The organism is Streptomyces roseirectus (assembly GCF_014489635.1).
Lineage (GTDB): Bacteria > Actinomycetota > Actinomycetes > Streptomycetales > Streptomycetaceae > Streptomyces > Streptomyces roseirectus.
This window is the reverse complement of record NZ_CP060828.1, coordinates 5,652,766-5,677,217: the sequence shown is the minus strand read 5'-3', so window position 1 is coordinate 5,677,217 and position 24,452 is coordinate 5,652,766. Positions and strand designations below refer to the sequence as shown.

Below are 24,452 nucleotides of genomic sequence, written 5' to 3'. Positions count from 1 at the left end.
ACATAGAAACATAAACCACCGTACGACTACGAGACAAGGCACGCTGCGCATGCATCCCCCCATGTATCTCTCGGCCGAGCTGCGGCTCCCCGTCAACGCGCTCGACTACACGATCCTCGGCATCTACTTCGTCGTCGTCCTCGGCATCGGGTTCGCCGCCCGGCGCTCCGTGAAGACCAGCCTCGACTTCTTCCTCTCCGGGCGCTCACTGCCCGCCTGGATCACCGGGCTCGCGTTCATCTCGGCGAACCTCGCCGCGACCGAGATCCTGGGCATGGCCGCCAACAGCGCGCAGTACGGGGCGTACACCGTCCACTGGTACTGGATCGGCGCGATCCCGGCGATGGTGTTCCTCGGGCTCGTGATGATGCCCTTCTACTACTCGTCGAAGGTGCGGTCCGTCCCCGAGATGCTGCTGCTGCGGTTCGACAAGTGGGCGCATCTGCTCAGTTCCGCGCTGTTCGCGTTCGCCGCGATCCTCATCGCCGGCGTCAACCTGTACGCGCTCGCCATCGTCGTCGAGGCGCTGCTCGGCTGGCCCGAGTGGGTCGCGATCCTCGTCGCCGGGTTCTTCGTGCTCGCGTACATCACGCTCGGCGGACTGTCGTCGGCGATCTACAACGAGGTGCTGCAGTTCTTCGTCATCCTCGCGGCGCTGATCCCGCTGTCCGTGCTGGGGCTGAAGAAGGTCGGCGGCTGGGACGGGCTGACCGACTCGCTCAAGGCGAGCCACGGGGACGACTTCGTCACCGCCTGGGGTGGTACGGGGATCGGCAGTGACAATCCCCTGGGCGCGAACTGGCTGACGATCGTCCTCGGGCTCGGGTTCGTGCTGTCCTTCGGGTACTGGACGACGAACTTCGCGGAGGTGCAGCGGGCGCTGTCCGCGAAGAACCTCTCCGCCGCGCAGCGCACGCCGCTCATCGCCGCGTTCCCCAAGATCTTCATCGTGTTCCTCGTGATGATCCCCGGGCTGGTGGCGGCGGTGCTGGTGCCGAAGATCGGGACGTCCGGGTCCGACCTCCAGTACAACGACGCGATCCCCTACCTCATGGAGCAGCTGCTGCCCAACGGGGTGCTCGGGATCGCCGTCACCGGGCTGCTCGCGGCGTTCATGGCGGGGATGGCGGCGAACGTGTCGTCGTTCAACACGGTGTTCACGAACGACATCTGGGCGAAGTACGTCGTGCGGGACCGGGAGGACGCGTACTACGTCCGCTTCGGCCGCCTCATCACCGCGATCGGCGTCGCGGCGTCGGTGGGCACGGCCTTCCTCGCGTCCTCCTTCTCCAACATCATGAGCTACCTCCAGACGCTGTTCTCCTTCTTCAACGTCCCCATGTTCGTCGTCTTCATCATCGGGATGTTCTGGAAGCGGGCCTCCGCGAAGTCCGGGTTCTGGGGGCTGCTCGCCGGGACCACCGCCGCGATGGTCAACTACTTCGTCCTCTACAAGCAGGACGTCATCGGCATCCCCTCCGACCAGGGCGCGAACTTCGTCTCCGCGATCGCCGGGTTCGTCGCGGGCGCCGTCGTCATGGTGATCGTGTCGCTGTTCACCGCGCCGAAGCCGGAGGCCGAACTCCAGGGCCTGGTGTACGGGACGCGCTCCCCCGGCATGTCCGAGGCGCCCGCCAAGGGCGACGACGCCTGGTACCGCCGGCCGGCCCTCCTCGGCTGGAGCGCGGTCGTCCTCGCCGCCGCCTGCTACATCCCGTTCTCCTTCTGAGCCCCCCTTTTGAAAGGAACGCTCCATGTCCGACCACCACTCGGAACATGACGTCCACCGCGAGGTGACGGCCCTTGAGGCGCAGTCCGCCACCGCCGCCCGCATCTTCGACCTCCGCCTCATCATCGGCGGCCTCTTCGTCGTCTACGGCGTCATCGTCACCATCACCGGCCTCACCGACAGCGACGCCGAGATCGACAAGGCCCAGGGCATCAACATCAACCTCTGGACCGGCCTCGGCATGCTCCTGCTGGGCCTCTTCTTCCTCACCTGGCAGTGGCTCCGCCCCGCTGCGGCCCCGACGCCGGAACTCCCGGTAGAGGGGGAGGAAAAGGGGACGGGGTGAACTGAGGGTCCGGCCCCGACGGGGCGAGGGCGCTGCGCTCGCCGGGGCCGGTGCCTGCGGGGTCTGATCCTTCGGGGGCGGTGCAGCGCGCGGGTGTCTGTTCCCTGTGTGGGGGGGCGCCCTTCTTTCCGGGGGCGGGCGGAAGCCGTCGGCGATAACGACGCTGCTGCGTCCTCGCCGGACGGCGAACGTCGCGCCGGAACCGTACACGGTGTCTCCGCCGGAAGTCGCCCATGGGCACGAGGCGTACGAGCCTGAGGCCGAGCCGGTTCTCGCCCCGGTACTGCGGTCCCCTGCTCGGCGAACCCGCGCGTCTCCAGCGCCCCGAGCAGCCGGAACGCTGTGGGCCGAACCTCGACTGCCGCTGGTGTGAGGGCTGTTCAGGTCGCCTGGCGAAGGGGGTTGCTGCCCCCTGCCGGGGCGGGCCGGTGTGCGGGCGTGTGCCTTCCGGTAGGAACGGGTCCCGTTGTGCGCCGAGTTGGAGGCGAGAACCCCGGCCGCGCACCGAGTTTGGGGGCGAGCGCCCGTGCCGTACACCACAGCTCGGGCAGCCACCCACGCCGTGCGGCGCGGTGGCCGCAGGCCCCCACGCCCCCGCACCGCCGGTGAGAGCAGGTGGCCTCGTCCGGCGTCGTGGCGTGGTGGGCCGCCCTCGCCGTCTGGTGCTCAGGCGCCGCGGTGGTCTCAGCTCTCCGGGCCCTGTTGGGGTTGGGTGTGGGGGGAGGCCCGGTCCAGTAAGCCGGTTCGGGCGGCCAGGGCCGCGGCTTCGAGGCGGGAGCCGACGCCCAGTTTCATGAGGACGCGTTGGACGTGGGTGCGGGCGGTGGAGGGGGCGATGCCCATGCCGGCGGCGATGAGGCGGGTGTCCTCGCCGTCGGCGACGCGGACCAGGACCTCGACCTCGCGGGGGGTGAGCATGTGGAGGAGGCGCTGGCCCTCGTCGTCCGGCTGGGCGGCGGGGTTGAGGAGTTCGCTGAAGGCGTTCTGGAGGAGCTGGGGGGCCACCGCCGCCTCTCCCGCGCGGGCCTTCATGATGGCGCGTTCGACGCCCTCTATGCGTTCGTCGTGACGGACGTACCCGGACGCCCCCGCCGCGAACGCCGCCGCGATCCCCCGCGGACTCGGCACGGGGCCGAGGACGAGGACGGCGACCTGCGGCCGCTCCCGCTTGATACGGACGACGGGGTCGAACGTCCCCGGTTCCGCCGGCGCCGCCGTCCCCAGCAGGCACACCTCGGGCGCCCTGGTGATCACCAGGTCCGCGGCGCCCGCGGCCGGCGCGGCGGCGGCCAGCACACGGTGACCGCGCAGTTTCAGCGCCGAGGCCAGCGCCTCGGCGAGCAGGCGGTGGTCGTCGACCACCATCAGCCGGACTCCCATCGAGCCACCCCCCAGTCCCCCCATGGATGCCCCACCCGGACAGGTTCACGCGGGGAGCCCCCCGGCACCCCGCCTTTCATGCCCCCGGAAGCTACACGCTTGTTCGACGTCGCGCTCCCCCTACTGGTGAGAAGTGCCCCCGATCGAGGAAAAACCTCCCCTGCACGGGCGGCGAACGGTAAGCGAACGGCCCCGCACCCGAGTCGGATGCGAGGCCGTCGACCGCACGGAAACGGTCAGGAACCGGTGCCGTACGCGATCGCGAGCTGTTCGTCCGCGTCGCTGTCACTCACGTACGTCTGCGACATGAACAGCCGCCCCTTGGCGTACAGGATCTCCGCGAACCCGGGCGACATCTGCCCCTCGACGTCGAGGACCGTCTTGGTGTCGGGGTTCCGCAGGAGCGTCGTCTGCTTGAACGTCGTCCCGTCGATGCTGACGACCTGGCCGCCGTGGTCGTAGGACGCGCTCTTGTACGCGAGGAGGTTCCTGCCGTCCATCCGCAGCGGGTACAGGTCGAACTCCCCGCCGTCCGCGCGCTGCCCGGTCTGCTTTCCGGTGACGACGTCGAAGGCGACGATCTGCTTCGAACTGCTCTGCCCGCCCGAGCCGACGCTGTCCTCGGTCTGGATGTAGAGCCGGTCGCCCCAGGCGACGATGCCCTGACAGCCGTCCGCCTCGCTGATCTCGCACTCGGCGCCGTAGTCGTCGCCGGGGACGGAGATCCGGGCGCGGAGCTGGCCCGTCGCGCCGTCGATGGAGAACAGGTCGGACAGGGAGCTGCCGTCGCCGGCGCTGTCGCCGACGTCCGCGCCGACGACCAGCGGGTCGGTCGAGACGATGCTCGCGTACTCGATGCCGGGCGCCAGCTTGTACTCGGAGAGGACCTTGCCGGAGAGCGGGTCGAGGGTCTGCACGCTCAGGGTCGGGTTGTCGTAGCCGCCGCACTTGCGCACCGCGACGAGTTTCGGGCCGCCGCCGTAGCCGCGGTCCGTGCAGGTGTCGGCCGTCTTCGGCTGCCACAGGAGCTTGCCGGTGGTGACGTCGAACGCGGCGCCGCCGCTCGTGCCGCTCGCGGCGACCGTGCTCGCGCTGATCGTCACGGCGTCGAAGCTGAGGGCGTAGTCACCGGCGCCGGCGGTCTTCGTCCACAGCAGCTTGCCGGTGTTCAGGTCGAGTGCGCCGACCTGGCTGCACTGCTGGTACGTCTGCTTCGTGGGCATCGCCGGTTTGAAGACGATCGCCGCCTTCGTGCCGTCGGCGCTGAGCCAGCGGGAGGCTGCGCAGACCGGGCCGGGGAGTTTCGCCGTCCACAGCTTGCCGCCCTTGTCCAGGTCGTAGCCGTTCACCTCCGCGATGCCCGACTTCGCGTACACCTTGTCGGTGATCCACGAGCCGTCCGTGTTCTCGCTCTCACCCTTCGCGAGCTTCGGCATCGGGAGCTGGAACAGGACCTTCGACTTCGGGTCGGCGGGCGCCTTCTCCACGCCCTCGGCCACACCTCCCCCTGGACTCGGGCTCGCGCTCGCCTTCCCGTCCCCCTTCGCCTCGTTCTCCTCCCCCTTCGAGTTCGAGTACCAGACCCCGCCACCGATGATCAACGCGATCGCCACCAGCGCCGACGCGACAATCATGATCTGCGCCATCAGCCCGTTGTCCCCGGCCGGTTCCGCCTGCGGCTGCATGGGGGTGGTGGGAGGCGAGGGGTACCCGTACCCCTGCTGCCCCGGGTACCCGTAGGAGGGGTCACCTGCGGCGGGGTAGCCGTAGGCGGGCTGGGGTGAGGGGTGCGGGTAGCCGTACGCGGGCTGGGGCGGAGTGGGGGGCTGCGGCTGTGCCTGGGGCTGGGGCTGGGGAGTGTGGGCGGCAGGGGGCTGGGGAGTGTGGGCGGCGGGCAGCTGCGCCGGGGCCGGCTGGCCGTAGGCGGGGGGCTGCGGCGGGGCCGCGGGAGCGGCGGGGGGCGGGCCCTGGGGGGCGCCATACGCCGGGGACTGCTCGGGGGACGGGGGCTGGCCGTACGCCGGGGGCTGCGCCGGAGGGCCCTGCGGCGGGGTCGGCTGGCCGTATGCCGGGGACTGCGCCGGGGGACCCTGCGGCGGGGTCGGCTGGTCGTACGCCGGGGGCTGCTGCGGGGCCGCCGGGGCGCCCTGGGAGGCACCGTACGCCGGGGGCTGCTCGGGGGACGGAGGCTGATCGTACGCCGGGGACTGCGCCGGGGGACCCTGCGGCGGGGTCGGCTGGCCGTATGCCGGGGACTGCTTCGGGGAGCTCTCCGGCTGCCCGAACGCCGGGGGCTGCGCCGGGGCCGCCGGGGCACCCTGGGGCGCACCGAAGGCAGGGGGCTGCTCGGGGGACGGGGGCTGCTGCGGGGCCGGCGGGGGGCCCTGCGGGGCGCCGTACGCCGGGGGCTGGTCCGAGGGGGTGCCGGGAGTCGGGCCCTGCGGGGGCTGGGTCATGGTGTGGGTACCTCGGGAAAGACTCGGGTGGGGAGGGGACGTGGGAGCCGGACCCGGCTCAGTGACGACACCGGCTCACGGACAGCGCAGGCCGGCTCCGAAGGGGCGACGACCTCGGCGGGTTCATGGACAGCACCGGGCGACTGGAAGGGGCCGGCGACTCGGAGGGCCGGGCGACTCGCACGGGGCGGCGACTCGGAGCGCCCAGCGGCTCGACAGGGGCGGCTCGTACGGGGCAGCTCGCACAGACGGCTGCCCCGGACCGGCGTCCGGCTCGGGACAGTGATCGGCCCACGCCGACGGGCGACCCGTACGTCCGCCCGGCTCGCGCCGACCTGAGACCAGGTGCCGGTGCACGCCACGGGTCCGCGCACGCGGCCGGCTGGCTCGTGCCGGGATCCGGTCCATACGTCCGACCGCATGCGACGCCGGCCCGCGCGCGCCGCCAGCGGACTCGCCCGGCCAACTCGCCCGCACCACCGACGCACTCGCGCCACCGGCTCGCGCCGCCGCCGGGAAAACCCCGCTCGTCCACTCGCACCGCCGGGCGGCACGCCGAGCCTGTCCGGCCGAGGCCGGGCTGTGCTCCCGAAACGCTGGGCCGCACCAGCCGGTGGGACGGTGATCGGCGTACGCTGGCGGGCGGTACGTCCGACCACATGCGCCGTCGGCGAACTCGCGCGGTCGTCTTGCCCGCACCGCCGGTGCACTCCGCTCTGTCGGTCCGCTCCCCGCCGCCGGCCTACTCCGTGCCGCCGGTGCACTTCGTACCGTTGGCTCATCCGCGCCGCTCACTTGCCGTACGCCAGCATGAGTTTTTGGCGGGTTTCGTCGTTGCCGGTGATGCGGGTGGTGGAGAGGTAGAAGCGGCCGTCGAGGTAGGCGACGTCGCGGGAGTTGAAGCCGGACTCGATCTTGGCGGTGGAGGTGGGCAGTTGGAGGAGGGTGGTGGGGGTGTGGGTGGGGGTGGAGGTGGGGATGGAGACTACGCGGCCGGGGGCGTCGTAGGTGGGTTCCAGGTAGGCGATGACCGTGGAGCCGTCCGTGCGGATGGGGAGCATGGGGGCGTCGCCGGGGGATTTGGCGCGCCACTTCTCCTTGCCCGTGTTGAGGTCGATGGCGACGACGTCGTTGGGGTCGTTGGTCGAGTCGGTGGGGAGGTAGAGGGTGTTGGCGTCGGCGGCCGTCCCCCCGCAGCCGAGGAGGTCGCGGTGGAAGAGGTCCCACCCGCAGTCGGTGCCGACCTTGAGGTTGAAGCCGACCTGGGACCGCACCGTGCCGTCCGCCTTGAACGCGGCGATGTTCATGAGGTTCTTGTCGTCGTTGGTGCTGTAGACGACGAGCGGGTCGACGGAGAAGGTGCGTTCGACCTCCCAGCCCTTGTCGAGCGGCCGGGTCCACTTGACCGCGCCGGTCGCGGGGTTCAGCTCCTGGATCTCGACGTGCTCGTTCGTGCCGAGCGCGTCGCAGGAGGCGACGGAGATCAGCCGGTTCGCGGACCCGGCGAACGCGGACGGGAAGCAGTCCTCGTTGTACTTCTCCTTCTCGTACAGCGTCTTCCCGGTCCGCACGTCGTACGCGATGCCGGACTGCGACCGCCCGACCATGACCGTGTTGCCCGCGAGGCTGAGGCTGATGTCGGACGCGCTGTCGAAGAGCTTCCCGTCGGGAACCTCGGCGGTCCACCCCTTCGCCCCGGTCCGCAGGTCGATCTGCTGGAGCTGGTTGCACTGGGCGCGGCTGCTGACCCCGCTCATGTAGGCGACGACGACCTTGTCGTCGGCGGTCTGCTGCCGGGTCACCGCGCAGATCTTCTGCGGCAGCGTGACCGCGGGCCACGCGGGCGTCCCGTCGGCGGCCTTGTACCCGACGAGTTCCTTGTACGCGGCCTTGACGGCGATGGAGTCCGCGAACCACATGCCGGGCGCGTCCGCGCCGTCGGCCGGGGTGTCCGGGGCCTCCTTGTACCAGAGGACCTTCGCCTCGCCGGCCTTGCGGGAGGCGTTGAAGTCGGTGTCGTCCTCCTTCTTGCCGTCGCCTTCCCCGTCCCCGGGGTTGACGGGCGCGTCGGAGGCGGCCGGCGTCGGGGTCGTGCTCGTGCGCGCGACCGGCTCCTTGTCGTCACCGCCACCGCTCACCGCCCACACGGTCCCGCCGATGACGAGCAGCGCGGCGACGGCGGCGCCGATCACCAGCGCGGGCTTCTTCCCGGAGCGGCCGGGGCCGGGGGTGCCGGGGGGCTGCGCCGGGGGGTACCCGTAGCCCCCGTAGCCCTGCGGGGGGTTCCCGTAGGGGCCGGCGGGAGGCTGGGCGGCGTAGGGGCCGGGTACACCGGGGGTACTAGGGGTACCAGGTGCACCGGAGGGCTGGGCGGCGTACGGGCCGGCCTGGGGATACCCGTACCCCTGCGGAGGGACAGGCGGCTGACCGGGAGGGTTCCCGTAAGGGCCGGGCTGCGGAGCGTTCCCGTAGGGGCCGGCCTGGGGAGACCCGTAGCCCCCTTGCCCGTAGCCCTCTTGTCCCTGCCCCCCTTGCCCGTACGGCCCCTGCGGAGCGCCCGGCGCCGGGCCGAACCCACCCCCCGGCGAATTCCCGTGCCCGTCATGCGGCGGCGGCTGAGCCATCGACCTGTTCCCCCATGTAGTTCACCGCTTTTCAGCCACGCCCCGACCCCCGAGGGCCCAGGACGCGCACCGGTACCGAGACGTACCAGAAGGCCCTTTCTATCACTGGCCCGAGACGGCAGAACGGCCCAAATCCTCCCCTGTTCCCAAGGGCGGACCGGGCCGTGATGCCTCCGTTACGCGCCTTCACGCCCCCTTCACGGGCTGTTCCGGCGCTCTACGCGCGGCCGGCGGACGCTCAGCGGACACCTCCCGAAGCCCTCCACCCAACCTCACGCATCCTCGGCGAGTTCCAGCCACCGCATCTCCAGCTCCTCCCGCTCAGCCCCCAACGCCCGCAACTCGACGTCGAGTTCGGCGACCTTCGCGAAGTCGGTCGCGTTCTCGGCGATCCGCGCGTGCAACTTGCTCTCGGCAGCCGACACCTTGTCCAACTGCCGCTCGATCTTCTGGAGTTCCTTCTTCGCGGCCCGCTGGTCGGCGGCGCTCTTCTCCGGAACGGCCGTCTTCTGCGCCACAGGGGCGGAGGCGGCCGCCGCCTCCTCCATCCGCGCCCGCCGCTCCAGGTACTCGTCGATGCCCCGCGGCAGCATCCGCAGCGTCGAGTCCCCGAGCAGCGCGAACACCCGGTCCGTCGTCCGCTCGACGAAGAACCGGTCGTGGGAGATGACGATCATCGACCCGGGCCAGCCGTCGAGGAGGTCTTCGAGCTGGGTCAGCGTCTCGATGTCGAGGTCGTTGGTGGGCTCGTCGAGGAAGAGGACGTTGGGCTCGTCCATGAGCAGCCGCAGGAGCTGGAGCCGGCGCCGCTCACCACCCGACAGGTCCCCGACCGGCGTCCATTGCTTCTCCTTGTTGAAGCCGAACGTCTCGCACAGCTGCCCGGCGGTCATCTCGCGCCCCTTGCCGAGGTCGACACGCTCACGGACCTGCTGCACGGCCTCCAACACCCGCAGGGTGGGCGGGAGTTCGGTGACGTCCTGGGAGAGGTACGCGAGCTTGACGGTCTTGCCGACGACGACCCGCCCGGCGGCCGGCTGCGCCTCCCCCTCGGTGCGCCAGGCGTCCGCGAGGGCCCGCAGCAGCGACGTCTTGCCGGCGCCGTTGACGCCGACGAGGCCGATGCGGTCGCCGGGTCCGAGCTGCCAGGTGATGTGCTTCATCAGCGTCTTCGGCCCGGCCTGGACGGTGACGTCCTCCAGGTCGAACACCGTCTTCCCGAGCCGCGACGACGCGAACTTCATCAGCTCGCTGGAGTCGCGGGGCGGCGGCACGTCCTCGATGAGCGCGTTCGCGGCCTCGATGCGGAAGCGCGGCTTCGACGTCCGCGCGGGCGCCCCGCGCCGCAGCCACGCCAGCTCCTTGCGGACCAGGTTCTGCCGCTTGGCCTCCTCGGTCGCGGCGATCCGCTCGCGTTCGGCGCGGGCGAAGACGTAGTCGGAGTAGCCGCCCTCGTACTCGTGGACGGCGCCGCGCTGGACGTCCCACATCCGCGTGCAGACCTGGTCGAGGAACCACCGGTCGTGCGTCACGCACACCAGCGCCGACCTGCGGTTCTGCAGGTGCCGGGCGAGCCAGGAGATCCCCTCGACGTCCAGGTGGTTGGTCGGCTCGTCGAGGACGATCATGTCCTGCTCCTCGATGAGGAGCTTCGCCAGCGCGATCCGCCGCCGCTCACCGCCGGACAGCGGTCCGATGACGGTGTCGAGCCCCTGCGGGAACCCGGGCAGGTCCAGCCCGCCGAACAGCCCGGTCAGCACGTCCCTGACCTTCGCGTTCCCGGCCCACTCGTGGTCGGCCATGTCCCGGATGACCTCGTGCCGCACGGTGGCCGTCGGATCGAGCGAGTCGTGCTGCGTCAGCACCCCCAGCCGCAGCCCCCCGGAGTGCGTCACCCTCCCGGAGTCCGCCTCCTCCAGCCTGGCCAGCATCCGGATGAGCGTCGTCTTCCCGTCCCCGTTCCGCCCGACGACCCCGATCCGGTCCCCCTCTGACACCCCCAGCGAGATCCCGTCCAGAAGCGCACGCGTCCCGTACACCTTGCTGACGTTCTCGACATTGACGAGGTTGACGGCCATTGTTCTCCTGCCCAGGGGGTTGTCAGCCTCCCAGCGTAATGCGCACGGCCGCCCCCTCCCGCGCGAGCCCGCCACCGCGGGGCCACGAGGCCCACGAGCCGCCGTGCCGTCCCGGCGGGGCGGGGCGGGAACCATGGGCGCGACGTCCGCCTCGTCCCGCCAGTCGGTGCAGCGCGGCAGCCTGCCGTCCACGGCCGACGGCGCGGGAACTCCAGCAGTTCCGGTGGCGACGGGCGTCGGCCCGACCCGGGCGGGCAGCGCGGCATCGACGAACACGGAGGCCGCCATCGGCCGCCCGTCCCCCACGCCCAGCCGGCCGGCTGACAACAGGCCGCCCCCTCAGGCGTACCCCGTCGCCCTCCGCTGCTCCGGCACCAGCGCCGAAGCCGGTGCCAGTCCCCGCCCCCGTTCGCCGACCGGCATGTCGTCGCGGATCAGGTTCTCGGGGACGAAGACGGCCGCGGTGACGCCGCCGGTGTCGGAGGCGCGGATCTCGACCTGGAGGCCCTGGCGGGCGCGGAGGCGGTTGACGACGAAGAGGCCGATCTGTTTGGCGTCGAGCAGGTCGACCTTGTCGGACTGGATCTTGCGGTTGGCGTCGGCGAGGGCGTCCTCGTTCATGCCGAAGCCGCTGTCCTCGATCTCGATGAGGAGGCCCTCGCGCAGGCGGGCGGCACGGAGCTGGACCTGGGTGGAGGGCGGGGAGAAGGACGCGGCGTTCTCGACGAGTTCGGCGAGGAGGTGGATGACGTCGGCCACGGAGCCGCCGAGCAGGGAGACGCGGGGGACGGCCCAGACCTGGACCCGGTCGGGGGTCTCGATCTCGGCGACGGCCGCGCGCAGGACGTCGGTCAGCGGGATGGGGTCGCGCCAGCCGCGTCCGGGGGCGATGCCGGAGAGGATGAGAAGGCTCTCGGAGTGGCGCCGCATGCGGGTGGCGAGGTAGTCGACGCGGTACAGGTCGCGCAGTTCGGCGGGGTCCTGCCGGCGCTGTTCCAGCGCCGAGAGCAGGTCGAGCTGGCGGTGGAGGAGCACCTGGCTGCGGCGAGCGAGGCTCACGTACACCCCGGAGATGCCGCTGAGCAGTTCGGCCCGTTCGGACGCCGCCTTCAGCGCGGCCCGCTGCACGGCCGTCAGCGCCGTGCCCACCTGGGCGAGTTCGTCGCCGGCGAGCCGCCGCATGGGCGCTTCCGCGTCGATGTCGACGCCCTGCCCGGCATGCAGCCGCCGCATGGCCTGCGGCAGGCGCCGGCCGGCCACCTCCAGCGCGGAGTTGCGCAGGTCGAGCAGTTCGACGATGAGCCCGCGCCCGACGAGCACGGAGACGAGCAGCGACAGCAGGACGCCGACGAGGCCGAGGACGACGGCGACACCGGAGGCGCCGAGCGTGTCCCAGCCGAAGGGGTCGGCCTTGGCGGTGGCGGCGACGCCCGCGTCGGCCTCGGCGCCGGCCAGCCCGCTCAGGACCTGCGTGACGGCGGCGTCCCAGCCGGTGAGGGGGACGGCACCCCCGGGCCCGGCGGCGCGCACCTGGTCCTCGACGGCGCGCACGCGCGCGTACCGGTCCCCGTCGAGCACCCGCCGGTAGGCGGGCCGGTGGGCGGCCTTGAGATCGGCGACGGCGGGTTCGAGGAGTTCGCGCTGGACGGCGACGGCGCCGACGAACGCGGCGTACTCGTCCCGCGTCAGCGTCCCGTCCGCGAGCAGCGCCTGTTCCTGCGCGACGGCCTCGCGGGCCCGCGCCAGCTCCAGCAGCACCCGCCCGTCGGAGGCGTCGGCGCTGCGCGCGGCCTCGGTGAGCGCCCCGGTGACGGCGAGTCCGTGCCTCACGATCGCCGAGTACCCGGTGTAGGAGGGGCGGGCGCGCTGCGCGGTGAGCGCCCCGGTGTCCGCCTTGAGGGTGGCGAGGCGGCCGGGCAGCGCGGCGTCGAGGAGCCCGGCGTCGGAGCCGGCCGAGTTGACGCCGTCGCGGACCGCCTTCGCCGTGCGGTCGGTGGCGCTTTGCGCGGTGCGGTAGGCGGTCTCGTCGCCGCGCAGGGCCGCCGTCCGCTCGGCCTGGACGGCCGTCACGAATGCGCCGACGGGGGCGAGGAGTTCGGCGTTGACGTCCTTGCCGCGCTCGGCGTCGCCGATGCTGGAGGCGGTCGTCACGGCCGCGAAGCCCCACAGGGCCATCAGGGAGACGACGGGCAGCATCAGGAGGGCGACGATCTTCGCCCGTACCGATCTGGGACGCAGCACGGACGACCGGGGCATGCGCATGGTGACCTCTCGGCAGGAAGTGGGGGGAGGGGTGCGGCGCCGACCCCCGATACGGCACCGCACCCGGTCTGAGGGGGTCGGCTCAGGCTGTGGTCAGCTCGACCTCGCGGAGGAGTTCGGCAGCCACTGCCGAATCGTTTCTCCCGGCGCCGGTCGGCGAGAGCGCGACGTACGCGGAGGCCAGGAACAGGAACGACCCCAGCACGACGGCCAGCGGGAAGATGAACTGCGTCGCCGTCACCCCGGCGAGCGGCGCGCTGCTCGGGTCCAGCGAGATCCGGACGGCGAACATCGCCGTGTAGTGCATCGAGCTGACGGCGAGCCCCATCACGAGGGCGGCGAGCGCGGCCAGCACCGGGCCCCGGACGACCAGCGTCAGCGTCAGCGCGGCGGTCGCGGCGACGACCGCGATCACGACGGACGCGATGACCAGGGCGGGGTCGTAGCTCACCGCGCCGTGCAGGTTGAGCGCGGCCATGCCCGTGTAGTGCATCGCGGCGACCCCGAGGCCGGTGCCGAGGCCGCCGAGGACGACCGAGGTGACGCGCGAGCGGCCGTACCCGGCGGTGAAGACGCCGGCCGCGACGACGCCGACCGACATCAGCAGGCTGAGGACGGTCAGCGGGACGTCGTAGCGGATCGGGGTGCCGTGCACGGCGAAGCCCAGCATCGCGACGAAGTGCATGGTCCAGATGCCGGAGCCGATGGCGACGGAGGCGAGGACGAGCCAGTTGCGCTTGGAGGCGCCCTCGGACTCCAGTGCGCGGACGGTGCAGCGCAGTCCGAGCGCGGAGCCGACGCACGCCATCACATACGACAGGACGGGGGTGACCCATCCCGCGCTGAAGTGGTCCATGTGTCCCATCGGGACTTCCTCTCGGCCGGGGTGGCCTGATCCTGCCACCACGTTCCGGCCGGTCAGACTGGCGCGAAATGGACCATGAACCGCATTGGTGAACATTAAAATACTGTGGCGTAGATAACATTCGGCACAATGTTCACGCAGGTCGGAGGCTTACCTACGGGATCCCCCCGAGTCCTTCACAACCCCTTGGCTAACAGGTCAGTTCAAGCCATCGGGGGTCACGACCGTCGCGCCGGGGGCCGGGCCCACCGCCGTCCGCACGTTCCGGCACGTCCCCGACGCCGCCAGCGCCGCCGCGACGGCCTGCGCGCCCGCCGGGTCCCGGACGAGGAACGCCGTCGTCGGACCCGAGCCCGAGACCAGCGCCGCGAGCGCGCCCGCCGCACGGCCCGCGTCCAGGGTCGCCGTCAGCTCCGGGAACAGGGAGAGGGCCGCCGGCTGGAGGTCGTTCGACACGGTCGCCGCGAGCGCGTCCACGTCGCCCTTCGCCAGCGCGTCCAGCAGCTCCGCCGACGCCACCGGGTCGGGGACCTCGGTGCCCGCCGTCAGCCGGTCGAACTCCCGGTACACGGCCGGCGTCGACAGGCCCCTGACGGCCGTCGCGAACACCCAGTGGAAGGCGCCGCCCACCTCCAGGGGGGTCAGCCGCTCGCCCCGTCCGACGCCGAGTGCCGCGCCGCCGACCAGGCTGAAGGGGACGTCGCTGCCCAACTCGGCGCAGATTTCCAGGAGTTCGGCCTGTGAGGCGTGCGTGCCCCACAGCGCGTCGCAGGCGACCAGCGCGCCGGCGCCGTCCGCGCTCCCGCCCGCCATGCCGCCGGCCACCGGGATGTCCTTCGCGATGTGCAGGTGGACGTCGGGGCCGCGCCCGTACCGCTCGGCCAGCGCGATCGCGGCCCGCGCGGCGAGGTTCGTCCGGTCCAGGGGGACCTGGTCGGCGTCCCGCCCCTCGCAGGTGATCCTCAGCTCGTCGGCCGGGGTCGCGGTGACCTCGTCGTACAGGCCGACGGCGAGGAAGACGTTCGCGAGGTCGTGGAAGCCGTCGGGGCGGGAGGCGGCGACGGCGAGCTGGACGTTGACCTTGGCGGGGACGCGGACGGTGACGGTCACTGGGAGTCCTCCGGACGGGCCTCGGGGGTGTTGTTCTCGACGTCCTTGTTCTTGGCGGGGTCGTTCTCGGCGGTCTTGCCCCCGGCGCCCGGGTTCTCCGCGCCCTTGTTCTCCGCGATCCTCGCGAACTCCTCCACCGTCAGGGACTCGCCCCGGGCCTGCGGGGAGACGCCCGCCGCGACGAGGGCCGCCTCGGCGGCGGCGGCCGAACCCGCCCAGCCCGCGAGCGCCGCCCGCAGGGTCTTGCGGCGCTGGGCGAACGCGGCGTCGACGACCGTGAAGACCTCGGCGCGGGAGGCCGTCGTCCTGATCGGCTCGGCCCGCCTGACCAGGGAGACCAGTCCGCTGTCCACGTTCGGCGCGGGCCAGAAGACGTTGCGGCCGATGGCGCCGGCGCGCTTGACGTCGGCGTACCAGTTGGCCTTGACCGACGGGACGCCGTACACCTTCGAACCGGGCGGGGCGGCGAGGCGGTCGGCGACCTCCGACTGGACCATCACCAGCGTGCGCTCGATGCTCGGGAAGGTCTCCAGCATGTGCAGCAGCACCGGGACCGCCACGTTGTACGGGAGGTTCGCGACCAGCGCGGTCGGCGCGGGGCCCGGCAGCTCCGTGACCTTCATCGCGTCCGAGTGCACCAGCGCGAAGCGGTCGGCCCGCTGGGGCATCCGCGCGGCGATCGTCGCGGGCAGCGCGCTCGCGAGGACGTCGTCGATCTCCACCGCCGTCACCCGGTCGGCGGACTCCAGCAGGGCCAGCGTGAGCGACCCGAGACCGGGACCGACCTCGACGACGACGTCGTCCGCCCGGACGTCGGCGGTCCGGACGATCCGGCGGACGGTGTTGGCGTCGATGACGAAGTTCTGGCCGCGCTGCTTGGTGGGCCGGACACCGAGGACGGCGGCGAGCTCACGGATGTCGGCGGGGCCGAGGAGGGCATCGGGGAGGGGGCTGGTCACGGGACAAGGTTACGGGGGTGGGCCGGGTGACGGTCCCCGGTACTACCCCTCCCGTACTACCCGTGCAGCCGCGCACCGCAGTGCGGCCACGGACTCGCCCCCCGCCGCACGTACAACTTCTTGGCCCGGTACGTCTGTTCGGAAGCCGGGGCGTCCTGCGGCCGGCCGCTCCCGCCGAGGCTCTGCCAGGTCCGGGTGTCGAACTGGTACAGCCCCCCGTACGTCCCGGAGGGGTCGACGGCGTTCGGCCGCCCCCCGGACTCGCACGCGGCGAGGCCGGACCAGTTCAGCCCGTCGGCGCCGGCGACGGACGTGGGGAGGGGTTTGGTGCCCACGCGGACCAACTGTTCCCGGGGTTCGCGGACCACCTCCACGCGGACCCGTTTCGGCTTCTGCTTCACCCCGTTGACGGTCCGCAGCGCGTAGGTGACGCGGCGCAGCCCGTACTCGCCGGCCCGCTCCACGACCTCCGTCCCCTTGAACAGGGAGGGATCCTCGGTGCGCCGCACCTCGAACGGCACCGGCTCCTCGCGCACCTCCCGCGTCCCGGTGATCCGCAGCACGGTGATCGTCTGCCCGTCGCGGGGGAAGCTCCCCGGCGGCACGGACGTCGTGTCCTGCCCGGTCAGCGTGATCCCGGCGGCCTCGACGGCCTCGCGGACGGTCCCGGCGTTCGTGCGGATCGTCCGCGCCCGCCCGTCCGCCATCACGGTCACCGACCGCTCCGTCCGGACGTCCAACGCGAGCCCGGCGCGGCCGATCCGCTGCGATCTGGACGTCGACACGTACGCGCCCTCCGCCCGCACGCCGAGCTGCCTGAGCGCGCCGGCGACGGTCCGGGCGGTCGTCCACACCTCGCGCCGGGTGCCGTCGAGCGTCAGCCGCACGGGGCGGCCGTAGTGCACGGTGACCTCGTCGCCGCTGGCCAGCGCCTCGCCGGGGGCGGGGACGACGAGGTCGTGCTCGCCGACCGCGACGCCCTCCTCGGCGAGCAGTTCGGTCACGTCGTCGGCGAACGTGTGCAGCGTCCTCGGCGCCCCGTCCACCGTCAGCTCGACGGCCTTGTCCTGCGCCACGAACGCGCTCGTCCCGCCCGCGAGGAACGCCACCACCAACGCCTGCGGCAACAGCCTCCGCGCCGCCGACTCCCCACCCCGAGCCTTCCTCCGCCGCGCCGCCTTCCGCCGCCCACCCCCTTCCCCGGCCTGCCTGGGGAAGACGGGGCCGGCGGGGGTGCCGCTCGGCGCAGGGGCGTCGCTCGGTGCGAGGGGGTCGTCCAGCACGGGCGCGTCGTACAGCCCGGGGACCTCGTACGAGCCGACGTCCCCGTACTCCCCCGTCCCGCCGTACAAAACAGACTGACCGCCCGGATATTCACCCACTCCCGCGGACGGCTCGTACTGCGGTGCGTACGTGTACTGCGGACTACTCACGCCGACGCTCCAGTGGGCCGGTGGTCGATCGGGCCCACAGAACCTAGCGGCTCGACGGTGACTCTCCAAAGCGACTCGACTACTGAGGGTCGCGTTCGAGGCTCGTCCGAACGTTCACGCCGTCAGTCTTCGCCGAGCAGGCGATCCGCCTCGCGGGCGGCGAGGTCCAGAGCCCGGCGGAGTTCTTCCGGACGGCGTCCTCCGGCGCTCGCGAGCGGGCCATGTCCCCCTGAGCCACCGCCGACCATGCGGGCCGCGTCGGTGAGGAGGCGACCGGCTTCGACGCCGCGCAGGTGCAGGTCGGTCGAGAGCGCGGCGGCGAGGAGAGCCTTGCCGTCGTGTTCGGCTCCGAAGATCACGACGGCCGGAGTGTGGCCGAGACTGGTGAGGGTCTCGGCGGCGAGGAGACGGAGTTCGTCGGAGGTGACGCCGGTGACTTCCTGGACGATCAGTTGCCCGCGACCGGCACGCCGGGCCCGTCCGGCGAGGTGTCCGGCCCGCCGTCGCAGCTCTCCGGTCCGCAGCCGTTCCAGCTCCGCCTGCACAACGGCGAAAGCCTCAAGCCGCTTGCGCAGAGCACCGGGAGCATCGACGGGACGCGCACCGAGCAGCACGGCGAGTTCGTTCAGCAGCCGCCGTTCGGTGTCGAGGTGACGGAGAACGCCGTGGCCGGTGACGGCTTCGACGCGGCGGAGGTTGGAGCCGACGGAGGACTCGCCGAGGAGCCGGAAGGCACCGATCCGGGAACCGTGGGCGACGTGGGTGCCGCCGCAGAGTTCGCGGGAGAAGTCGCCGATGTCGACGATGCGGACGGTGTCGCCGTACTTCTCGCCGAACAGCGCGATGGCGCCCGCGGCTTCGGCCTCGGCGCGGTCGGCGTACCAGGCCCGCACCTCCGGGTCGTCGAGGACATGGCCGTTGACGGCCGTCTCGATCTGCTGGAGCCGGTCGGGGTGAGGTCGGTGAAGTGGGCGAAGTCGAAGCGCAGCCGGTCGGGTTCGACGAGGGAGCCCTGCTGGCGGGCATGGTCGCCGAGGGTTGCCATGACGACGGCGTGCAGGATGTGGGTGGCGGAGTGGGAGCGTGTCAGACCGGCCCGGCGTTCGGCGTCCACGACGGCTTCGCCGATCGCGCCGGTGCGGAGTTCGCCGTGCAGGACGCGGACGGTGTGGACGCGGAAGCCTTCGAGGCCGTAGCGGGTACCGGTGATCCGGACGGTGGTGCCGTCGGTCAGCGTCAGGGTCCCGGTGTCGCCGACCTGCCCACCGGCTTCGGCGTAGAACGGGGAGCGGTCGAGCACCAGCTCGGTGTCCGTGCCACCCGTGATCAGACCCGTGACGGTGACTTCGGCGGTCAGCCGCTCATACCCGACGAACTCGGTGCGGGGGAGACGGGCGGCCAGTTCACGGTAGGTGCCCATCCGGCGCAGGGCCTCGGCGGTCCTGGCCCTTCCGCCCGCCTTCGCACGGTTCCTCTGTTCGTCCAGCAGCGTGGCGAAGCGGTCCTCGTCGACGGTCAGTCCGGCGTCGCGGGCAGCCTCGACGGTCAGTTCCAGGGGAAAGCCGTAGGTGTCGGCGAGTTCGAAGGCGGTCTCACCGGTCAACGCGGCCGAGCCACTGCCCCGGCTGCGGGTGATCGCGGCGTTCAGGAGCCGGGTGCCCTGGGTGAGGGTACGGGTGAAGGACTCTTCCTCGGCGGTGACGACCTGCTCGATCAGCGTGGCTTGAGCCGCGAGTTCCGGCCACACATCGGCGAGGTTGCCGATCACGGAGGCGGTGACGGCGGGCAGGACGGGGCCTTCGATGCCGAGCAGCCGGGCGTGGCGGATCGCGCGGCGCATCAGGCGCCGCAGGACGTAGCCGCGGCCGTCCTTCGCGGGCAGCACACCGTCGGCGATCAAGTAGGCGATGGAGCGGGCGTGTTCGGTGACGACCTGGAAGGACACGGTCTCCTCGCCGTCGGCCGGGCACTCGCGGCTCGCGAGGTCCTGGACGGTGCGGAAGGTCGGCAGGAGCAGGTCGGTGGTGCAGACGTTCCGCACGTCCTGGAGGATCGCGGCGAGCCGGTCCAGGCCGAGGCCGGTGTCGACGCCTGTCCGGGAGAGTTCACCGAGGATCGGGAAGTCGCCCTTCTTGTCGCCCTCACCCCGCTGGAACTGCATGAAGACCAGATTCCAGATCTCGACGTAGCGCCCACCGTCGACAGCGGGGCCGCCCTCCTCACCGAAAGAGGGGCCGCGGTCGTAGTTGATCTCCGAGCAGGGCCCACAGGGGCCGGGGACGCCCATGGACCAGTAGTTGTCCGCCATCCCGAGCCGCTGGATGCGGGAGGCGGGGACGCCGATCCGGCGCCAGATGTGCTCGGCCTCGTCGTCGTCCTCGAAGACGGTGATCCAGAGCCTGTCCTTCTCCAGCCGGTAGCCCTCGGTGAGGAGTTCCCAGGCGAAGGCGATGGCGTCCTCCTTGAAGTAGTCGCCGAAGGAAAAATTGCCCATCATCTCGAAGAACGTGGCGTGCCGGTCGGTGCGGCCGACGTTCTCGATGTCGCTGGTGCGGGCGCACTTCTGGATGCTGGTGGCCCGAGGGAACGCGGGAGTGGTCTCGCCCATGAAGTAGGGCTTGAACTGGTTCATCCCGGCGTTCGTGAGCAGCAGGGTCGGGTCGTCCGGGACGAGCGAGCTCGACGGCACCCTGTGGTGGCCGCGGGAGGTGAAGAAATCGGTGAACGTCGTACGGATCTGCGTCGAACGCATGGCGGCATGACCTCGCGGAAGAGTCACGGAAGGTGGGTGGGGGTGCACACGCCGAGCCGGGCCGAGAACGGGACTGAGAGGGTTCTCAGTTCTCCGGCTCGACGCAGATAGCTCGCGCCCCCATGGGCCGCACCTTGACTCCAGATCCGTCGGTCACAGCAACAACGTGACGGACACGTCCGCCACGCGGCCGACTGTAGCGGGTCGGGCACCAAGATCGCTCACGACGGCAGCTCGGCCTCGGTCAGGAGCGGGTGCAGGGCGATGCCGTGGGTGCGCAGAAGCCGCCGGCCGCCCAAGGGCCTCTCCAGCACGCAGAGGGCGTCGGTGACCGGGGCTCCGACGGTCCGCAGGAGCCCGGTCATGGCCAGCAGTTGGCCGCCGGAGCGGACCACGTCGTCGACCAGGACAACTCGCCGTCCCGGAACGAAGGTGCCCTCGATCTGGCGCCGTGAGCCGTACCTCTTGGGCTGTTGCCGCAGGAACACAGCCGGAAGGCCGGTGGCCGCCGACAGGGCGACGGTCAGCGGGACACCGCCCAGAGCGATACCGGCCAGCGCCTCCGCGTCGTCGGGGACGAGGGCTGCCATCGCGACGGCGACATCGCGCAGCAGGTACGGGTCGCAGGCCAGCCGGTACTCGTCGAAGTACGAGTCCAGTTCCTGCCCGTCGGGCAGCGTGAACGGGCCGTTGACGCAGGCGGTCTCGGTGATCCTCGCCGCCAGGGTCGCGGGGGTCATGTGCTGGTCTCCTTCTGGCAGGTCAGTTCGTGGAGCCGGGTGGCGAACAGCGCCGGTGACGTGATCGAGGTGATGAAGTCCAAGGGCCGGGTGGGCGTCTCGAACAGCCACTTCTCCCGTCGCAGGTGGGCCAGGAGGCCGAGCGCGGTGGGGCCGGTGATCCAGACGGGTACGGGGCGGAGGGTGCTCGCGTAGTAGAGGGCCGCGGTCAGTTCGTGCAGGGTGCCGACACCGCCGCCCATCGCGATCACCAGGTCCGCCGCGTCCAGATAGTGGTTGAGGCGGGTGCCGAGGTCGGGCAGGTGGACCTCGTCGGTGATGTACGGGTTGAACTCGCCCCATTCAGCGTGCTTGTCCGCGAGAGTGACCGCAGTGACCGTGCCGCCCTCGGCCGCCGCACCTCGGGCAACGGCCTCCATCAGCCCGTTGTAACCGCCGTGCAGCAGCACGAACCCAGCCCTGGCGAGGGCCACGCCTACCTCTTCGGCGAACTGTTCCTCGCCCGGTGAGGCGGGGACGACCCCGCCGAAGAACACGGCGTTCCCGTGAGACCGCCCCCGGGGTGTCACACCAACTCCAGGTAGGTGCGGTAGGCGGTGATCGCGTCCGCGAGGCCATCCAGTGCGTGCGGGCAGGCCCTCGCGGTCAGCGTGATCACCCGGTCCAGGGCCTCGTCGACATCGGCGGCGTCGGGGACGGCCGGAGAGGTGATCGCCGCGTCCAGGTCGGCCAGGCAGGACCGGCCGATCGGGGTGCGCGTGAGGTCCTCCCGGAGCCGGTACCAGCCCCAAAACGCCGATGCTGGAGCGAGGGCCGTCTTGATCAGGTCCTTTGTCGCCGTGTGCAGCAAGTGCCATTCGGCGTAAGCGATGAACCGCTGGCCCCGCCGGATGCGCTTGTGCAGCAGTACCGCCAGGACCAGGTGCTCGATCAGCAGCTCGGCGCACGAACGGGGCCGCGCCGCGAGTTCGGCCAGGTGGGCCCGCGCCCGCTGGACCTGAGCCGGAGTGATCTCGACCGGAGACCTGTCCAGCAGCGACTTCCCGCCGACCGTCCGGCCCAGCACGGCGATCCGGGAAGCGGGCACGAGGTAGAGGTCGACCTGCTGAAGCTTCCCCTCGTGCTGGACGAGATACACGAACCCGGCTCCGCCCAGGTCAGCGACGATGGTGTCGCGCCAGCCGGGCAGCAGGGCTCCGCCCGCGACCGTCATCAGGTCGTCCAGCGCCGAGATGAAGACGGGCAGGTCGCGGTCGTGGACACCGACGACGAAGTCGACGTCGGAGAGGCGGTCGGCAGTGCCAGAGGCGAGCGAGCCGCGGACCAGCAGGTGGGTGACCGACGGCGAGGCGGACAGCACCTCGGCGATCCGGGTCAGCAGCGGGAGTTGGCTGGGGCGGTTGGCCTCGGCGAGTTCGGTCAGGCGCAGTGCGGTGGGCATCGGCGGTCCTCAGGTCAGTGCGAGGAGCGTGGACTTGGCTGCCGTCCAGCGCTGGTTCGCCTCGCGGTCTCCGAGCGCGGTGTACAGGCCGGCGATCAGGTCGTAGACGGCGCCCTCCGGGAGGGCGAAGGCGTAGAACAGCCGCAGCAGCAGGTGTTCGGCCGCCGTCGGGTAGCCGAGGTCGGCCAGACGCCGGGCGGCTGCGAGGTGTTCGTCCAGTTCCGCCTCGGACGCGTTCGGCAGGGGTACGGCGTACGACGGCTCCTGTGCCTGCCTGGCCAGTTCCCGGTAGGCGTCGTCCGCGTAGACGTCCGCGATCAGGTGGACCCGGTCCGGGCCGAGCAGGTTGCACACTCCGTGTGCGTACGTCGGGGTCAGCCGCCAGATCCGCCCGCCGTCCAGGTGGACCTTGGTGCCGCCGATGACCAGGAAGGCCGAGGAATTGGTGTGCAGCGGGATGTGCAGCCGGTGCCGTTCGGCCTTGGTCAGTTCGTCGTAGTCGCGGTGCTCCCAGAGGAACGCGTTCGCCTCCAGCCTGGCCAGCCGCACCCACATGTAGCCGAGTCCCAGTCCGGACAGCAGACCCGCGGTGGCGGGCATGTGACCCAGCAGGGCGGTGGGGCGGGCGGTGCCGTCGGTGATCCTCACGTCCGCCGCGTCACCGGAGGGGTTCATCAGCGACGCCGTCCACCAGCCGCCGGACTGGAACTCGCTGTATTCGGCACGCCAGGGAACGGGGGCGGTCAGCGCCTCGTGCCGGATCCGTTCGAGCAGCGAGCCGTCCAGTTCCTGGAGCTGAACGATCTGTCCCTCCATGGCGCTCCTTTCGATCTTCGCGCCTGACGTGCGAACCCGCAGTTCAGCGCAGGTGTGTCAGCCCAGACCGGGCATCACCTGTTCACCGTCCAGCGGCGGTTCTAAGATGCTCTAGAGCACCCCACACGGTCAAGAGGGTGCTTCAAAGTGCTCTAGAACAGAGGTCGCCGTATGGCTGAGAGTCCGCAGGCGCTGCCGCCCTACCAGCGCATCGCCGCCAAGATCCGGGAGCAGATCGAGAGGGGTGAGCTCCAGCCCGGAGACCACATCCCGTCGGTCCGCGAGATCATGCGGACCGAAGGTGTCACCACCGCCACCGCGACCCGCGTCGCTGCCGTACTCAGGGCAGAAGGGCACGTCGAATCGGTTCCCGGGATCGGAACGGTGGTCACTGTGCCGCGCAAACTCACAGCAGGTTCTGACCGGCTCCAGATGCTCAGGGCAGGGGGAACCGGCTTCGAGCCGGGAGAACGTGTCGAGATCGTCAGCGCGGATCTCGTACCGGCGCCCGACGACGTCGCCGCGGCGCTCGGCGTCGACGAGGGGGCTCCCACGGTCCGCCGGCGTCGGCGCTACCTCGACGACGAAGGCGTCGTGACCGTCTCCACGTCATGGCTCGACGGCATCCTGGCCGAGGCGGCCCCCGAACTCCTGGAGACCGGCCCCCTCCCGAAGATGACGTTCGGCCTGATCGAGGACCGCACCGGCCGCCGCACCGTCCGCCGCCGGGACACGGTCACCCTGGCTCCGGTACCGGACGAACTGGCCACACTCCTGGGCACCGAGGCCGGTTCCCTCGCGCTGGTCATGACCAACCACTACTGGGACCAGGACGAACGCGTCGTCGAGTACGCCGTCGACTTCGTCGGCTCGGGCCGCGCGCTGTCGGCGGAGTACGACTTGGGGTGAGGTCCGGTCAGGGGGCGAGGGTGATCTACGCCCAGGCCGTCAGCCCCCCGTGTCCGGCACGTCCCCCACCGCGTGGCGAGGGCATCGGTGATCAGCAGGCCCCGGCCGCGTTCCCGGTCGGCGTTCGGGGCGTCAGGGAGCAGACGACGGTGACCGTGCGGCTGTCGGTGTGTTCCAGGGCGTTGGCGACCAACTCGCCTGTGATGGACTCCAGGTCGTCGCCCGGCAGGAAGAGGCTGCCGCGGAAGCCGGCTCCGGGCTCACCGAGCCGGGCCCCGCGCCCCTGGGCGATAACGCTCCGCGCTCAGGCGGGCTTCACCCAGTCCGAAGTCGCCAAGAGCGCCGGTGTCTCCACAGGGACCATCCCGCCGTCCCCGAGATCATGGACCCACTTCTGTCCTTCGAGGACGTGGCCCAGTACGAACACGTCTTCGCCAACGCCCTCGTGCCAGGACTGCTTCAGACGCCTCGCCACATGCTCGCGGTCGCCTCCCCCGCATGGTCGGCGACGCCGAGGTGACGGTGGAACAGATCGAGTACCTGCGCACCATG

The 24,452-nt window shown here is 71.6% G+C and carries 18 protein-coding genes and 2 pseudogenes; 4 read left to right on the top strand and 16 right to left on the bottom strand.

Annotation, left to right across the window (positions count from 1 at the left end; all coding sequences use genetic code 11):
- The first annotated feature begins 49 nt into the window (after positions 1-49).
- Both IAG44_RS24190 and IAG44_RS24185 read left to right on the top strand, forming a co-directional pair.
- Positions 50-1,729 (top strand): sodium:solute symporter family protein, encoded by a 1,680-nt coding sequence (locus IAG44_RS24190; protein ID WP_187749163.1) that lies wholly within the window; start codon positions 50-52, stop codon positions 1,727-1,729.
- A 25-nt stretch (positions 1,730-1,754) separates the two neighbouring features.
- On the top strand, positions 1,755-2,075 hold the full coding sequence (locus tag IAG44_RS24185) for a hypothetical protein (protein ID WP_187749162.1): 321 nt from the start codon (positions 1,755-1,757) through the stop codon (positions 2,073-2,075).
- A 684-nt stretch (positions 2,076-2,759) separates the two neighbouring features.
- Here the strand turns inward: IAG44_RS24185 and IAG44_RS24180 are convergent.
- The 16 genes and pseudogenes from IAG44_RS24180 to IAG44_RS24115 form a co-directional block, all read right to left on the bottom strand.
- Entirely contained in the window at positions 2,760-3,455 is a 696-nt protein-coding gene (locus IAG44_RS24180; RefSeq protein ID WP_187749161.1) for a helix-turn-helix transcriptional regulator, read from the bottom strand.
- 236 nt (positions 3,456-3,691) lie between these two features.
- Positions 3,692-5,911 (bottom strand): outer membrane protein assembly factor BamB family protein, encoded by a 2,220-nt coding sequence (locus IAG44_RS44320; protein WP_281404301.1) that lies wholly within the window; start codon positions 5,909-5,911, stop codon positions 3,692-3,694.
- A 791-nt stretch (positions 5,912-6,702) separates the two neighbouring features.
- The gene (locus IAG44_RS24170) at positions 6,703-8,103 is read right to left on the bottom strand and encodes an outer membrane protein assembly factor BamB family protein (RefSeq protein WP_246564330.1); all 1,401 of its coding nucleotides are present in this window, start codon (positions 8,101-8,103) and stop codon (positions 6,703-6,705) included.
- Between the two features lie 704 nt (positions 8,104-8,807).
- On the bottom strand, positions 8,808-10,613 hold the full coding sequence (locus tag IAG44_RS24165; protein ID WP_187752846.1) for an ABC-F family ATP-binding cassette domain-containing protein: 1,806 nt from the start codon (positions 10,611-10,613) through the stop codon (positions 8,808-8,810).
- A gap of 339 nt (positions 10,614-10,952) precedes the next feature.
- Entirely contained in the window at positions 10,953-12,875 is a 1,923-nt protein-coding gene (locus IAG44_RS24160; RefSeq protein ID WP_187749159.1) for a sensor histidine kinase, read from the bottom strand.
- Between the two features lie 82 nt (positions 12,876-12,957).
- The gene (locus IAG44_RS24155) at positions 12,958-13,740 is read right to left on the bottom strand and encodes an MHYT domain-containing protein (protein WP_187749158.1); all 783 of its coding nucleotides are present in this window, start codon (positions 13,738-13,740) and stop codon (positions 12,958-12,960) included.
- 198 nt (positions 13,741-13,938) lie between these two features.
- Positions 13,939-14,850 (bottom strand): 4-(cytidine 5'-diphospho)-2-C-methyl-D-erythritol kinase, encoded by a 912-nt coding sequence (locus IAG44_RS24150; RefSeq protein WP_187749157.1) that lies wholly within the window; start codon positions 14,848-14,850, stop codon positions 13,939-13,941.
- Positions 14,847-15,809: a 16S rRNA (adenine(1518)-N(6)/adenine(1519)-N(6))-dimethyltransferase RsmA gene (gene rsmA / locus IAG44_RS24145; RefSeq protein WP_187749156.1), complete on the bottom strand. Its 963-nt coding sequence runs from the start codon at positions 15,807-15,809 to the stop codon at positions 14,847-14,849. Before rsmA ends, IAG44_RS24150 begins: the two co-directional genes overlap by 4 nt.
- A gap of 56 nt (positions 15,810-15,865) precedes the next feature.
- A complete protein-coding gene (locus tag IAG44_RS24140; RefSeq protein ID WP_187749155.1) occupies positions 15,866-17,242 on the bottom strand; it encodes a resuscitation-promoting factor in 1,377 nt (458 codons plus the stop codon).
- Between the two features lie 122 nt (positions 17,243-17,364).
- A complete protein-coding gene (locus IAG44_RS43710) occupies positions 17,365-17,856 on the bottom strand; it encodes a DHHA1 domain-containing protein (RefSeq protein WP_246564317.1) in 492 nt (163 codons plus the stop codon).
- 126 nt (positions 17,857-17,982) lie between these two features.
- Positions 17,983-18,135: pseudogene (locus IAG44_RS43705) on the bottom strand (hypothetical protein); the annotation flags it as partial.
- A 119-nt stretch (positions 18,136-18,254) separates the two neighbouring features.
- A pseudogene (gene alaS / locus IAG44_RS24135) lies at positions 18,255-19,994 on the bottom strand (alanine--tRNA ligase); the annotation flags it as partial.
- Between the two features lie 221 nt (positions 19,995-20,215).
- Positions 20,216-20,734 (bottom strand): orotate phosphoribosyltransferase, encoded by a 519-nt coding sequence (locus IAG44_RS24130; protein WP_187749154.1) that lies wholly within the window; start codon positions 20,732-20,734, stop codon positions 20,216-20,218.
- On the bottom strand, positions 20,731-21,270 hold the full coding sequence (locus IAG44_RS24125; RefSeq protein ID WP_187749153.1) for an LOG family protein: 540 nt from the start codon (positions 21,268-21,270) through the stop codon (positions 20,731-20,733). Before IAG44_RS24125 ends, IAG44_RS24130 begins: the two co-directional genes overlap by 4 nt.
- Before the next feature lie 29 nt (positions 21,271-21,299).
- Positions 21,300-22,175, bottom strand: coding sequence for a hypothetical protein (locus IAG44_RS24120; protein WP_187749152.1), 876 nt, complete (start codon positions 22,173-22,175; stop codon positions 21,300-21,302).
- A 9-nt stretch (positions 22,176-22,184) separates the two neighbouring features.
- Positions 22,185-22,991 carry an aspartyl/asparaginyl beta-hydroxylase domain-containing protein gene (locus IAG44_RS24115; RefSeq protein WP_187749151.1) on the bottom strand — a complete coding sequence of 269 codons (807 nt, stop codon included), beginning with the start codon at positions 22,989-22,991 and terminating at the stop codon, positions 22,185-22,187.
- A gap of 171 nt (positions 22,992-23,162) precedes the next feature.
- Between IAG44_RS24115 and IAG44_RS24110 the strand changes: the two genes are divergently transcribed.
- Together IAG44_RS24110 and IAG44_RS24105 are read left to right on the top strand one after the other, a co-directional pair.
- Positions 23,163-23,900 carry a GntR family transcriptional regulator gene (locus IAG44_RS24110; protein WP_187749150.1) on the top strand — a complete coding sequence of 246 codons (738 nt, stop codon included), beginning with the start codon at positions 23,163-23,165 and terminating at the stop codon, positions 23,898-23,900.
- Between the two features lie 382 nt (positions 23,901-24,282).
- On the top strand, positions 24,283-24,420 hold the full coding sequence (locus tag IAG44_RS24105; RefSeq protein WP_187749149.1) for a Scr1 family TA system antitoxin-like transcriptional regulator: 138 nt from the start codon (positions 24,283-24,285) through the stop codon (positions 24,418-24,420).
- Positions 24,421-24,452: the final 32 nt, after the last annotated feature.

Excerpts from the sequence above, each read along its gene's own strand:
- IAG44_RS24190 (WP_187749163.1), top strand. The coding sequence starts at position 50 with ATGCATCCCCCCATGTATCTCTCGGCCGAGCTGCGGCTCCCCGTCAAC.
- IAG44_RS24185 (WP_187749162.1), top strand. The coding sequence starts at position 1,755 with ATGTCCGACCACCACTCGGAACATGACGTCCACCGCGAGGTGACGGCC.
- IAG44_RS24180 (WP_187749161.1), bottom strand. The coding sequence starts at position 3,455 with ATGGGAGTCCGGCTGATGGTGGTCGACGACCACCGCCTGCTCGCCGAG.
- IAG44_RS44320 (WP_281404301.1), bottom strand. The coding sequence starts at position 5,911 with ATGACCCAGCCCCCGCAGGGCCCGACTCCCGGCACCCCCTCGGACCAG.
- IAG44_RS24165 (WP_187752846.1), bottom strand. The coding sequence starts at position 10,613 with ATGGCCGTCAACCTCGTCAATGTCGAGAACGTCAGCAAGGTGTACGGG.
- IAG44_RS24160 (WP_187749159.1), bottom strand. The coding sequence starts at position 12,875 with ATGCGCATGCCCCGGTCGTCCGTGCTGCGTCCCAGATCGGTACGGGCG.
- IAG44_RS24155 (WP_187749158.1), bottom strand. The coding sequence starts at position 13,740 with ATGGGACACATGGACCACTTCAGCGCGGGATGGGTCACCCCCGTCCTG.
- IAG44_RS24130 (WP_187749154.1), bottom strand. The coding sequence starts at position 20,734 with ATGACCCCCGCGACCCTGGCGGCGAGGATCACCGAGACCGCCTGCGTC.
- IAG44_RS24120 (WP_187749152.1), bottom strand. The coding sequence starts at position 22,175 with ATGCCCACCGCACTGCGCCTGACCGAACTCGCCGAGGCCAACCGCCCC.
- IAG44_RS24115 (WP_187749151.1), bottom strand. The coding sequence starts at position 22,991 with ATGGAGGGACAGATCGTTCAGCTCCAGGAACTGGACGGCTCGCTGCTC.
- IAG44_RS24110 (WP_187749150.1), top strand. The coding sequence starts at position 23,163 with ATGGCTGAGAGTCCGCAGGCGCTGCCGCCCTACCAGCGCATCGCCGCC.
- IAG44_RS24105 (WP_187749149.1), top strand. The coding sequence starts at position 24,283 with ATGGACCCACTTCTGTCCTTCGAGGACGTGGCCCAGTACGAACACGTC.